This window comes from Sphingomonas sp. 66-10, assembly GCF_001897045.1.
Taxonomy (GTDB): Bacteria; Pseudomonadota; Alphaproteobacteria; order Sphingomonadales; family Sphingomonadaceae; genus Sphingomonas; species Sphingomonas lycopersici.
Genome location: NZ_MKRR01000115.1, coordinates 37,426 through 50,116, shown reverse-complemented (window position 1 = coordinate 50,116; position 12,691 = coordinate 37,426). Strand labels below are relative to the sequence as shown.

The 12,691-nt window shown below is 64.8% G+C and carries 7 protein-coding genes; 4 read left to right on the top strand and 3 right to left on the bottom strand.

Annotated elements, in window-relative coordinates:
• From BGN95_RS12220 to BGN95_RS12210, 3 genes are all read right to left on the bottom strand, one after another.
• Positions 1–1,793: CocE/NonD family hydrolase (locus BGN95_RS12220; RefSeq protein WP_286772758.1), on the bottom strand; the 1,793-nt coding region annotated here is incomplete at its 3' end.
• Between the two features lie 2 nt (positions 1,794–1,795).
• Complete coding sequence (locus BGN95_RS12215; RefSeq protein ID WP_286772757.1) at positions 1,796–3,181, bottom strand: YfcC family protein; 1,386 nt, start codon at positions 3,179–3,181, stop codon at positions 1,796–1,798.
• A 31-nt stretch (positions 3,182–3,212) separates the two neighbouring features.
• Complete coding sequence (locus BGN95_RS12210; RefSeq protein WP_286772756.1) at positions 3,213–6,089, bottom strand: TonB-dependent receptor; 2,877 nt, start codon at positions 6,087–6,089, stop codon at positions 3,213–3,215.
• 211 nt (positions 6,090–6,300) lie between these two features.
• On the opposite strand from BGN95_RS12210, the gene BGN95_RS12205 reads away from it, so the two are divergent.
• The 4 genes from BGN95_RS12205 to BGN95_RS12190 form a co-directional block, all read left to right on the top strand.
• Positions 6,301–7,269 carry a CapA family protein gene (locus tag BGN95_RS12205; protein WP_286772755.1) on the top strand — a complete coding sequence of 323 codons (969 nt, stop codon included), beginning with the start codon at positions 6,301–6,303 and terminating at the stop codon, positions 7,267–7,269.
• A 277-nt stretch (positions 7,270–7,546) separates the two neighbouring features.
• The gene (locus tag BGN95_RS12200) at positions 7,547–8,275 is read left to right on the top strand and encodes a PEPxxWA-CTERM sorting domain-containing protein (protein ID WP_265312501.1); all 729 of its coding nucleotides are present in this window, start codon (positions 7,547–7,549) and stop codon (positions 8,273–8,275) included.
• 404 nt (positions 8,276–8,679) lie between these two features.
• Positions 8,680–11,259: a TonB-dependent receptor gene (locus tag BGN95_RS12195; RefSeq protein ID WP_286772754.1), complete on the top strand. Its 2,580-nt coding sequence runs from the start codon at positions 8,680–8,682 to the stop codon at positions 11,257–11,259.
• Between the two features lie 145 nt (positions 11,260–11,404).
• A partial coding sequence (locus BGN95_RS12190; RefSeq protein WP_502688288.1) for a WD40/YVTN/BNR-like repeat-containing protein occupies positions 11,405–12,691 on the top strand: 1,287 nt, incomplete at its 3' end.

Sequence of the window (12,691 nt, the reverse complement as noted above, 5' to 3'; positions counted from 1 at the left end):
GAGGGGTGATCGCGATCGACGAAGATGCTGTTGCGCGCCACCACCGGCGCAGCATCCGCGTCCCGCCAGTCGCTGTTCGGGTTGACGTCGAAATGCGGGAAGTTGCTGCTCGACACCTCGATGCGGATGCGATGCCCGGCGCGGAACAGGTTGCTGGTGGGAAATGCCCGGATCGTAATGACATGAACCGTATCGGGCTCCAGCGGCTCGGGATGTTCGAACGAATTGCGGAAACGCGCGCGCAGGATGCCATGCGCGAGGTTCAGCGCATAGCCCTGGGGATAGTCTTCGTTCGGAGGATAGACGTCGACCAGCTTGATCGTGAAATCGGTGTCGATCGCCGACGAGCTGATATGCAGCGCGGCGACGACACTCCCGGTCACCTCGGTATCATGCGCGAGCGGCTCGGTTTCGAACACCAGCACGTCGGGCCGCTCGGCGAGCGCGCGGCCCGGGTGGCGCGCGCCGAACAGATCTTCGGTCTCGCGCTGGTCGTAACCACCGGCGAACATCAGCGGCGCCCCCGAAGTGATCGCGCCGCCGATCGTCGGCACCGGATCGGCCGGGTCGAAATCATAGGACAAGGGCGCCACATCCGCCGCCGGAAGCGCGCTGCGCAAACCGCCGTCGCCGTGGAGGTACATCGCGACATCGCGCGCATGGGGCAGCGGCCATGCCGCTTCGTCGCGCCAGCGGCCGCCGTGATCGAGCCGACCCTCGGCGGTCCGCCGCCCGCTGCCCCCGCCCATCACGAAGATGCGCACCGGCGCCGGGAGGTGCTCCGGCGCCGCGTCGCGCCCCAGCATATGCCGGTCGAACCAGTCACGCCGCAGCGTGAAATAATCCGGCCCGACCTGCCCGTCGAGCACCGCATCCGCGCCGAAATCCACGTCACCTGAAGAAGTGACCGAACGTTGCCCGTGGGTCCACGGCCCGAGCACCAATTTGATCGGCCCGCGCTTGATCGGCGCCAGCGCGGTGAAATTGTCGATCGCGGTCTGTGAATAGGGATCGTACCAGCTCGACATGTGCACCGCCGGCACATCGGCATAATCGCCATAGCTGTCGAAGGCGTAGATGCCGCGCTGCTTCCAGAAATCGGTCAGCCGGTCATTGTCCCATTGCTCGACGACATAGGCTTCATATTCGGGCGCGGCGGAGAGCGGGGAATGGCCGATACGCCAGCGGCGGCCGATCCAATCCTCGATCTTCTCGCTTTCCAGCGCCGCGCGCCGCGCAGGGTCGGCCGCGGTTTCAGGCGATTGCAACGCATGTTTGCGCGCCCAGGTGAGCTGCTTGAGCTCGAACGCCCCGCCCTGCCGCGCGCCACCGTGATAGGCGCTGGAGAAACCGCCTGAATCGAGGAACATCGCCGCCAGCCCCGGCGGGTTGAGGCAGGCGAGCGCATTCTGGACATGCGCGCCGTAGGAAAGGCCCAGCGTCCCCACCCTTCCGTCGCACCATGGCTGGTCGATCAGCCACGCCAGCGTATCCGCCCCGTCCTCCGCCTCGCGCAGATATTTGGTGAACACCCCCTCGGACGCGAACCGGCCGCGGCAATCCTGCAGAACATAGGCATAGCCCGCTTCGACGAACCAGCGCGCGATCTCCGGCTTGGAACGCGGCTCAGGGTCCCGCGCGGTGAAGTCACCGTGGTTGGTGCCGGTCTTGTCATAGGGCGTGCGTTCGAGCAGCACCGGGAACGGCCCCGGCCCGTCGGGCAGATAGATGTCGGTCGCCAGCCGCACGCCGTCGCGCATCGCGACCATCTGGTCACTGAGGATCGTCGTCATCGTCAGTAACCGATCAATACGGCGATCATCAGCGCCGCCGCCGAGAGGAGCGCGAGCAATGCGAACAGCGGCGCGGCGAAGCGGAACCATTGGTTATAGGGAATCCCCGCCGCGGCGAGATAGGCGAGCAGCATCCCCGAGGTCGGCGCGAGCATGTTGACGAGGCCGTTGCCGAACAGGAAGGCGAGCACCGTCACCTGCCCCGACACCCCCGCCGAGGCGGCGATCGGCCCGAGCACCGGGATGCTCAGCGCCGCCTTGGCCGAGGTCGAGGGGATGAGCAGGGTGAGGATCATCTCCACCCCCATCACGATCGGCGCGACGATCACCGGCGACATGCCGTGGATGCCGGAGGACACCGCCTCGATGATCGTATCGAGGATCTGCCCGTCGCGCAGGATCACCTCCACCGCGCGGCCCATGCCGACCAGCAAGGCGGCGAGCATCATCGACTTCATCCCGTCGACGAACAAGGCGACGCCCTTGCGCGCCGGCACCCGCGCGACGAGCGTCATCACCGCGGCGGCGGCGATGAACAAGGCGGTGAATTCGCCGTCGTGCCAGCCGAATTCAAGCGACCCGACGACCAGCAGCACCAGCGTCGCCGCCGCGATCAGCAGGATCGCGAGGTGGCGTGACGAGAGGCGCTCATGCTCGATCGGCGCGGGGGACGAAACGATCCGCGCCTCGCGCAGCACATAAAGCATCGCGATCGCGAGGAAGACGATCCAGATCGCGAGGCGGAAACCGAGCCCGCTGAACACCGGCACATTGACGATCGGCTGTGCGATGAGCAGCGCGACCGGGCTGGTGACCGAGGCGAGATACCCGACCTTCGCCGCGAGGGTGACGATCGCGAAGCCGAACATCCGGCTCCGCCCGAGCCGCTCGGCCAGCGCGACCATCACCGGGATCAGCAGCAGATATTCGGAAATCATGCCGAGGAAGGTGCTGCCCGCCGAGAAGGCGAGCATCAATATGGGCACGAGGATCGCCATCCGCCCGCCGCTGACCCCGATCAGCCGCTGGATTCCGGCATCGAGCGCCCCCGTCGCACGCATCACCCCGAACATCCCGCCGAGCGACAGGATCATGAAAATGAGCGGCGCCGATTTCTTGAGTCCGGCCGGGATGGAAGTGGCGAGGGCGACCGGGCTCACCGGCCGCGCCTCCCCTTCCTTCGCCTTGCCCGGCAGCAGCGCCGCCGCGCCGAGCGGCTTGGCGAGGGGCTGATAGGTGCCGGCGATCACCGGCGCATTCTCCTTGTCGGAGGTGCGCTGGTGCTCGCCCGAGGGGATGATCCAGGTCAGCGCGATCGCGAGGATCATCGCCGCCAGCATCATCAGCACCGGATCGAGCGACCCGTGATGCCTCGCCTGCCCGTTCATCGTGTCAGCGCCCCGCTGCCGCCCGCGTCACTTACAGCTTCACCGAGAAACGCGCGTAGAGGAAGCGCCCGCGCGCGTCATAGGTGTAGATGTCGTAATTGATCGGCGCATTGGCATAGGAAGCCGGCGGCTGGGTATCGAACAGATTGTTGACGCCGATGCCGAAGCGCGTGCGCCCCTCGCCGACGTCGAAACCGACCTCGGCATCGATATAGGTCACCGCCTTGGTGCGCGCGTCCTTCACCGGGTTCACCACATCGGTGGTGCTGCCGATATAGCGCGCGCGCAGGGTGGCATTGGCGCCCTCGCCGTCCCAGTTGAGCGAAGCCTGCCCCTTCCAGCGCGGATAGGTCGCGCGCGGCTGGTCGCCCTTGCCGGCGCGGTCGTCGACGATCGTCCCGCCGGTCGAGGGATCGGGCGAAACGGTGCGGAACGAGCCGAGCCACGACGCATCTACCACCGCCCCGAACCGCCCGACGCCGGTGGTGAAATCGTAGCGCACCGTCGCGTCCACGCCGTCGGTCTTGATCGAATTGAGGTTCTGCGCGCCCTGCAGCAGGTTGATGATCGCCCCGGTGCTCGCGTCGCGCTGGACGAGTTCGCAGAACACCCCGGCGCGCTGCGCGCAAAGCTGCATGATCTGGGTCGGCGATTGCGAGGCGATCGCGTTCTTGATCTCGATATTATAATAATCGACCGTGATCGACAGCCCGTGGAACGGGGTTAGCGCGACGCCGGCGCTGATGCTGTCCGAGGTTTCCGGGCGCAGATTGCGATTGCCGCTGATGACGCCGGGGATCAGGCCGTTGAGATTGTAATTGGCCTGATTGTAGCCCGCCGGCACCCCGACGCAGCCCGGCTTGCCGGCATTGGCCGCCGCGCCGCCGTTGCACGGATCGCTGCCCTGGAAGCTCGTCTGGCGTGCGCCCTGATAGAGTTCGAGGATCGACGGCGCGCGGAAGCCCTGCGCATAGGTGCCGCGCAGCAGCACGCCCTCGACCGGGCGATAGCCGAGGCCGCCCTTGAAGGTCGCCTTGCCGCCGACGGTCGAATAGCGCGAGTAACGCCCGGCCAGGCTGAGATCGAGGCTCTTGCCGACCGGCGAATCCTTGAGCACCGGCACCGACAATTCGCCATAGACTTCGTGCAGATCATAGCTGCCGCGGGTCGCGGTGCGGGTCTGCGCGGTGGTCTTGGTATAGAGCGCATTGTTCAGATAGAGCGACGGCGCATTGGCGATCGCGTCGGGATTATCCACCCCGCGATTGCGGCGATATTCATAACCCACCGCGAGCGCGACCTCCCCCGCCGGCAGGTTGAACAAGGTGCCGGTGGCGTTGATCGTGCCGTTCCACAGCTCGGTATAATTGCTCTCGCGCGTGGTGAAGCGGATATAATCCGCCTGCGCCGGCGTCATCGGGCCGAACAGATTGACCGGCACGCAGCCGGCCGTTGCGGCGCAGGTCGCCGGATTGCCGAGCGCGAGATAGAGATTGTCGTAATTGATGCCGTTGAGCGCGGTCGATTGGATGCTGTTCTTGGCGTAGCTGCCGAAGGCGTCCCAACGCCAATTGTTGCCGAACAGCTTGAAACTGCCGTCGAGCCCGGCGGCGATGCGCCAGGTCTGCACGTCCTGGATATTGTCGCGATTGCCGACGTCGGTCATCACCTTGCGGACGCGGAACGCCGAATTGGCGCCGAACGCCAGCGCATTGGCGGTCGGCACCCCGTTCGCGGTGCCGAACGGATTGAACGCCTGATTATTGGGGATGTAGAAGCCGCGCACCGTTCCCGCGGTGCCGCCGATATCGAGCAGCACCGGCGAGAAGAGCTGATCCGACTTGCGCTCGTTATACAGCCCTTCGAATTTGAAATTGAGGTTGTCGGCGAGCTCGTAATCGAACCGTCCGTAGAAGCCGTAGCGCTGCGACGGGCCGGCCGAGTAAATGCCTTGCGCCTGGGTGTTGTAATAATCGCCCGGCAGCGCGGCGGTGTGGAAGGCATTGTCCGCGCTCGCGCCCGAGCCATAAAGCGTCCCCGGCGTGTTGAGCGCGATCGGCGCGCTCGAACCCGCGAACCCCGGACGCGTCCCGAAATAGCCGTTCGAGGAGAGGCCCGGCAGGATGTAGAGCCCGCTCGGGCTTGTGCCCGGTGCGGTCACCGGGACGAGCGAGGTGGTGGTCAGCGGCCGCGCGTCGGTGCGGATCGCCTTCGATTCATAATAGCTGCCCGACAGGATGATCGAGGCGCGCCCGAAGCGCTTGCCGACGTTGAGCGTCGCCGAATATTCCGATCCGTCGCCCTTGTCGGTGATGCCCATGCGGGTCGAGCCGCGAATGCCGTCGAACGGGCGGATCGTCTTGATATTGACCACGCCCGCGATCGCATCGGCGCCGTAGATCGCCGAGGCGCCGTCTTTCAGCACCTCCATCCCCTCGATCATCCCCATCGGGATCGTGTTGAGATCGACGAAATCGCGGAAGCCGCGCTGCCCGACCGCGTCGACCCAGCGATGCCCGTCGACCAGCACCAGCACGCGGTTGCCGCTGCCCTCGCTACCGCCGAGGTAGCGCAGGTTGATCGATGAAGCGCCGTAGGAGGTGCCTTGCGTCCCGTTCGAATTGAGGCTGACCCCCGCCGAGGGCAATTTCTGGAGCAGATCGCCGGGCGAGACGCTGCCCGATTTGGCGATATCGTCGGCGGTGATCGTCAGCAGCGGGCCGACCGTCGCCGCGTCACGCCGCTGGATACGCGAGCCGGTGACGACGACCTCCCCCGCTTCCGGCGCGCCGGCCGCCGGGGTCGCCGCCAGTTCCTGCGCCCCCGCCGGCGCGATCAGCGCAATCGTCAACAGGCTCGCGCCCAGCATCATAGCGCTGGCGCGCCGATAAATACCCCGATCGATCATGGCACAGCCCCCCAGATTATTTTTCGATTCGCCGCACAGCTAGCCGATCGCACGGGGGGCGAAAGCTGATGGCGGAACTTCATCAGCCCATACCAAAACAGGTATAGGGTTGCCGGCGTCGCGGGCTTTCCGATTATGACCCGGGAATAAAAGCGAAAAGCAGGCGATGAATCCTGATCGGCGAACGATTTTAGCGACAATCAGCGGCGCGATGCTGCTGCCGCGCATCGCACAGGCGCGCGACCAGCGCCCGCTACGCGTCATGCTGCTCGGCCAATCGCTGATCCAGCGCGCGATCTGTGACGACGGCTGGCCGGGAATGGCCGCAATCGCCGCGCTGCTGCGCCGCGCCGATGTGGTCTTCACCGATCTGGAAACCCCGATCGAGGGCGAGGGCGCGGGCGAACCGACCCGCAGCGATGCAACGCTCCACCGCGCCCCGCCCGCGGTGCTCGATTGCCTCAGGGCGCTCGGCGTCACGCTGGTGACGACCGCCAACAACCACGCCTGGGATCTCGGCACCGGCGGAATCCTCTCGACGATCGACGCGCTCGATCGGCACGGGATCGTCCATGCGGGATCGGGGCGCGATCTGGACGCCGCGGCGGCGCCCGCCATTCAGCAGACACCCCACGGCGGCTTTGCGCTGGTCGCGGCGGCGGCTGGCGCGATTCGCCCCGGCGCGGCCGCCGCAGCCGATCATCCCGGGGTGAACGAACTGCGTCGCCGCGATGACGGCTCGCTCGAACCCGAAGATGTCGCGCGGGTGCTCGCCGCGATCCGCACCGTGCGCGCTTCAGGCGCGACCGTGTTGATGTGTCTCCACAACCATTATTGGGAACCGGTGCAGAGCGATACGCCGGTGTGGCAGAAAGCATTCGCGCGCGCCTGCGTCGACGCCGGGGCGGCGGCGTTCGTCGGGCATGGCACGCCCGCGATGCAGCGCGACGAATTCTATCGCGGCGCGCCGCTGTTTCACGGGCTCGGCAATTTCATCTTCCAGACGCGCAAGGCCGACGGCGCCTATGGCGCATCGGCGTGGCAATCGGTGATCGTCGACGCGCGTTTCGCCCACGGTCGGTTCGTCGATGCCCGGTTTCACCCGATCCGATTGGATGCGACGAAGCGCGGCGAATATTCGTCCGGCTCACCGGAACTGGTGCCGTCGGGCGCTCTCTGACGGGATGCGAAACAAGAGACATCGCGCACAGAAACAATATTAACGGCCTTACCCTCGCAGCCAATGCTCGTTAACTATAATTCACTCAACGCACCTCCGAACCTCATCTCCCAAAATGGGACACGGCTCCTTTTGTTAACCTTGAATCAATTTACGAAAGATTACAAAGACACTCCCGTCAGCGCTCCGGTTTCGGCCCACCCTTTCCACATCGGGACCAAGGCGCACATAGCGACGGGGGTTCGATCAGATGAAAGCATTGTCTCTAGGCTTGGCGTTGGCCTTCTCCATCACCGCCAGTTCGTCGGCGATGGCCGCCACCTTCATCACCGGCACGACCACGATCAACGGCGTGACGCTCAATTTCTCGCCGAGCCCGGTCAACCTGACCGACAAGATCAAGGGCAATGGCGCGACGAGCGCCAACAACCTGCCGCTCATCACCGACAGCGGCTATCTCGTCGATTTCTCGTCGCCGGATAAGCTGAAGCAGTCGGGCGGCGCGGGCTTCGCGAGCGTCTCGGGCATCGGCAACGGCGCCAACAGCGCGGGCTTCTCGTCGCTGACGATCGATCCGCGCGGGTCGAGCGCCGGCTACACCGGTTTCGACGGCTTCACCGCGATCAACTTCGGGCTCGACGCGCTCGGCAAGGGCAACAACACCTATTACGGCGATATCGTGCTCAACCTGCTCGCGGGCGGATCGATCACCTTCCAGAACGTGGCGATCCAGACCAACGGCAACCAGCATTTCGGGATTTCTTCCGACGACAACCGGATTTTCTCCTCGATCGAGTTCGAAAATCTGTGGAGCTACGGCAAGAAGAACAGCGTGGTGTCGCAGAAGTTCGACAGCCTGAAGCAGGTCTCGATCGACCTTTCCAACGCCTCCGTCACGCCCGGCGTGCCCGAGCCGGCGACCTGGACGATGATGATCATCGGCTTCGGCGCGGTCGGCGGGGTGATGCGCAAGCGCAAGGTCAAGACCTCGGTCGCTTATTCCTGATCGTCGACAGACCGACAACGAAAAGGCCCCGTCGCCCCGCGCGACGGGGCCTTTTTTTTTTGATTCCCGCGCCCCGCGCCGGGCCAATCGCAGCATCCCTCGCGCCCATCCTGTACAACCGCTACGCCGTCCGCCGGAGCCGGCAATGAGGTTTCCGAAAGCGCGCGCTCCCGACCCGACTCGAAATTCCGCTACGTCACCCGAAGTTTGCGCCTTGACGTTTACAGGCTAAGTAATTTTAATAGCCCCGCGAGTCATTTATGTACCGTGCTCCCTTGGCGGCTCGGGGGAGCGAGTAATAAAATCACCAACCAAGGCCGCGGGTCATGATGCCCGGATAAGGCGCGGTCAAAGGCCGCGCGACGGGAGGGGAACGGGGTTCGGTTCACTAGGGAGGGGGTTCCATGTCGGAACGTTTTTACAATATGTCCTGTACCACTGCTCGGCGTACGACCGCGGCCATGCTGCTGCTGACGTCGTCGCTTTGCTATCCGGCGATCGCCGCCGCGCAGACCGCGCCTGCCGCCGCGCCCGAGGCGAGCGCGCCGCCGACCGCCGCGGCCGATCCCAATGAAATCGTCGTCACCGCGCTGAAGCGCGCGACCAATATCCAGCAGACCCCGCTCGCCATTTCGGCGGTGACCGCCGAAACGCTGACCAAGCAGAATATCACCGACTCGGCGGCGCTGAGCCGCATCGCCCCTGGCCTGCAGATCAACGAAAACGCCAACGGCGGCAGCCGCGTCATCATCCGCAACCTCTATGCCACCGGCGAGGCGCTGGTCGGGATCTATTATGACGACGTCCCGCTGAGCGGCACCGGCGGCGTCTCGAACGATGCCGGCGGCACCCAGCCGAGCCTGCGCCTGTTCGACGTCGAGCGCGCCGAAGTGCTGCGCGGCCCGCAGGGCACGCTCTATGGCGCGGGCTCGATGGGTGGCACGATGCGCATCATCTTCGCCAAGCCCAAGCTCGACCGCTACGAAGGCGCAATCGACGCGCAGATCAACACCGCCACCGGCAGCGACGGCGCGATCGGGCGGCAGGTCAACGGGATGGTCAATATCCCGGTGATCAAGGACCTGATCGGCGTCCGCGCGGTCGGCTATTATGACCGCACCGCGGGCTATATCGACAACACGCTGCTCGGCCTGAAGAACATCAACACTAACAAGAGCTACGGCGGACGCGTCACCGCGCGGATCAAGCCGGCCGACAATATCACGCTCGACCTGATGGCAGTCTATCAGGACCGCAAGGGCGCAGGGACGAGCTGGAACTATACCGAATATCAGCTGACCGGAAAGAAATTCGATCAGACGCTGCTGATGCAGCAGCCGCAGGAAGACCGGATGAAACTGTTCTCCGGCACGCTCAACTGGGACATGGACTTCGCGACGCTGACGGTCGCCGCCTCCTATTCCGATCGCAAGCTGCAATATAAGTTCGACTATACGCCCTATTTCTCGAAATGGCAGTCGGTGAACCATACCCGCGGCCTGGTCCCCGCTTATACCGGCGCGGGCACGGCGATCCCGGGCTATGCCGCCTTCGTGAGCGATTGCAACGCGGGCTTCATCGCGGGCACCACCTGTAACGGCGCCGGCTATCAGGCATTGGTCAACGGCTATGGCAACAGCACGACCTATCAGCCGCAGTCGAACAAGACTTCGACCGAAGAAATCCGCCTCGCGGACGATCGCCACGACTTCAAATGGACGGTCGGCTTCTATCACAGCTATCGCAAGAACTATACCGAATCGATCCTGAGCCCGGCCGATCCTGTCACCGGTATCCAGCTTTACCCGGTCGGCTTCCCGGCGGGCAATGTCTATACGGTCGGGGTCGACAGTGTCGGGCTGGATCGCACGATCGACGACCGGCTCGAACAATATGCGGGCTTTGCGGAAGGCACCTGGGACGCTACCGACAAACTCAGCCTGACCGCCGGCATCCGCTATTTCAACTACAAGAAGCGGACGACCTCGACCGTCCTCATCCCCAGCTATATCGCGGGCAACACGCGTCAGGCACCGCTGACCACCGGGGGCGATGAGAACGGCAAGCTGCTGAAGTTCAGCGCCAATTATAAGTTCAACCGTGACGTGATGTTCTACGTCTCGGCGACGCAGGGCTATCGCCCGGGCGGCGTGAACCAGACATTGGGCCTGCCGAGCTATGCCGCCGTCTATAGCTCGGACTCGGTGTGGAACTACGAAGCCGGTCTCAAGACCTCTTGGTTCGATCGCAAGGTGGTGTTGAACGTTGATGCGTTCCGCATGGACTGGACCAACATGCAGGTCTCGGCGTCGTTCAACAATGCGTTCGGGTTCATCACCAACAGCTCGAGCCCGGCGCGGATCCAGGGCATCGAATTCGACACCGCCTTCTACCCGGTCGACCGGCTGTCGCTGAAGGTGTCGGGCAGCTATATCGACGCCAAGCTGAAGGGCGACCAGTCGCTGCCGAGCGGTATCGCGCAATGCCCGATTCCCTATGACGGCTCGCTCGGCTGCGCGGCGATCGCCGCGGGCAAGTCGGGGGATCCGATCCCCTATTCGCCGAAGTGGACGCTCCAGGCCAGCGCCGACTATAGTACGCCGGTCGGCGACGATCTGGAGATCATCTATCACGGCGATCTCAGCTATCGCAGCAGCGCGCTGACCACCTACGATTTGCCGCGATATGCCCGCAATTATCCGAATGGCCCGGGCGGCACGCCGGGCGGCGCGGCGCTCTATACCCTGCCGGGTTTCGCCACGGTCGGGTTGCGCGTCGGGCTGGAGAAGGATCAGGGCCGCTGGGGCGTCTATCTGTTCGCCAACAACCTGTTCAACACGATCGGCCTCGTCAACCTGACCAACGGCCAGGCCAGCGCGACCCAGCTTGGCTGGCGTTACAACGGCAATGTCGTCAAGCCGAACTTCGCGGTCACCACCGCGCCGCGCGTGGTAGGCCTGCAGGTCATGGCCAAGTTCAAGTGAGGCCGGCGGTCGGCATCCCGATGTGGCCTGTGGCCGCATCGGGGTGCCGGTCACGGCTTTGCCCACGCCATTAAATACCACGACAATACAGCAATATAGCGCCCGTCTCCTGAGAGACGGATGAATATCAAACGGGGAGCCGATGATGAAGAAGAAGGTAGTTTTTGCGGCATATCTGCTAGCCGGTACGTCTCTCCTTCTATCGGCTCCGCTCGTTGCCAAGACCAAGCCCGCCAAACCCGCGGCCGAAAAGACCGCCGCCTCCCCGTTCGGCGGCATGGAATATCGCCAGCTCGGCCCGTTCCGCGGCGGGCGCGCCACCGGCGTTTCGGGGGTACCCGGCGATCCCACCACTTATTACGGCGGCATGGCCTCTGGCGGGGTGTGGAAGACGACCGACGCCGGGCGCACCTGGGTGCCGTTATGGGATAAATTCCCCGAGGCCGCGCCCGCGGTCGGCGCGCTGGTCGTCTCGCCCTCCAACCCCAATGTCATCTATGTCGGCACCGGCGAGGGCGGCGCGCCGCGCGGCAATGTGATCGGGGGCAACGGCGTCTACAAGTCGACCGACGCGGGCAAGACCTGGGCGTTCGCCGGGCTGCGCGGCTCCGAATTTATCGGCCGGATGGCGATCAGCAACACCGATCCCAACCTCGTCTTCGTCGCGGCGGGCGGCCCCTTGTTCCGCGACGGCGGCGAGCGCGGCCTCTATCGCACCCGCGACGGCGGCAAGACGTGGGAACGCGTGCTGTTCGTCGACGACAAGACCGGCGCGGTCGATGTGCAGATCGATCCGGGCAATCCCAATATCGTCTGGGCGGCGATGTGGCAGGTGCATCGCAAGCCGTGGATCATGGAAAGCGGCGGCCCCGGCAGCGGGCTCTATCGCTCGACCGACGGCGGCACCACCTGGCAGAAGATGACCGGCAACGGGCTGCCCGAGGGCATCCTCGGCAAGATCGGGGTCGCGCCGACCGCCGACCCGAAGCGCGTCTATGCGCTGATCGAGGCCGAAAAGGGCGGGCTCTATCGCACCGACGACGGCGGCGCATCGTGGCAGCTCATAAACAGCGACAATGAATATCGCCAGCGCGCCTGGTATTACACCAACGTCTTCGCCGACCCGAAAGACCCCAACAAGGTGTTCGTGATGAACACCGGCGCGTATAAGTCGACCGACGGCGGCAAGACCTTCAAGTCGATGCCGACCTTCCACGGCGACAACCACCAATTGTGGATCAACCCGCTCGACACGCGGTATATGGTCAACAGCAACGACGGCGCGGTCAACGTCTCGGTCAACGGCGGCGAAAGCTGGACGCAGGGGGACAACCAGCCGACCGGGCAGATCTATCACATCGCGGTCGACAATCAGGTGCCGTACAATATCTACGGCGCGCAGCAGGACAATACGAGCGTCCGCATCGCCTCG

Bases quoted from the DNA above. Each gene is read 5' to 3' on its own strand.
- BGN95_RS12215 (WP_286772757.1), bottom strand. From the start codon at position 3,181: ATGAACGGGCAGGCGAGGCATCACGGGTCGCTCGATCCGGTGCTGATG.
- BGN95_RS12210 (WP_286772756.1), bottom strand. From the start codon at position 6,089: ATGATCGATCGGGGTATTTATCGGCGCGCCAGCGCTATGATGCTGGGC.
- BGN95_RS12205 (WP_286772755.1), top strand. From the start codon at position 6,301: ATGCTGCTGCCGCGCATCGCACAGGCGCGCGACCAGCGCCCGCTACGC.
- BGN95_RS12195 (WP_286772754.1), top strand. From the start codon at position 8,680: ATGTCGGAACGTTTTTACAATATGTCCTGTACCACTGCTCGGCGTACG.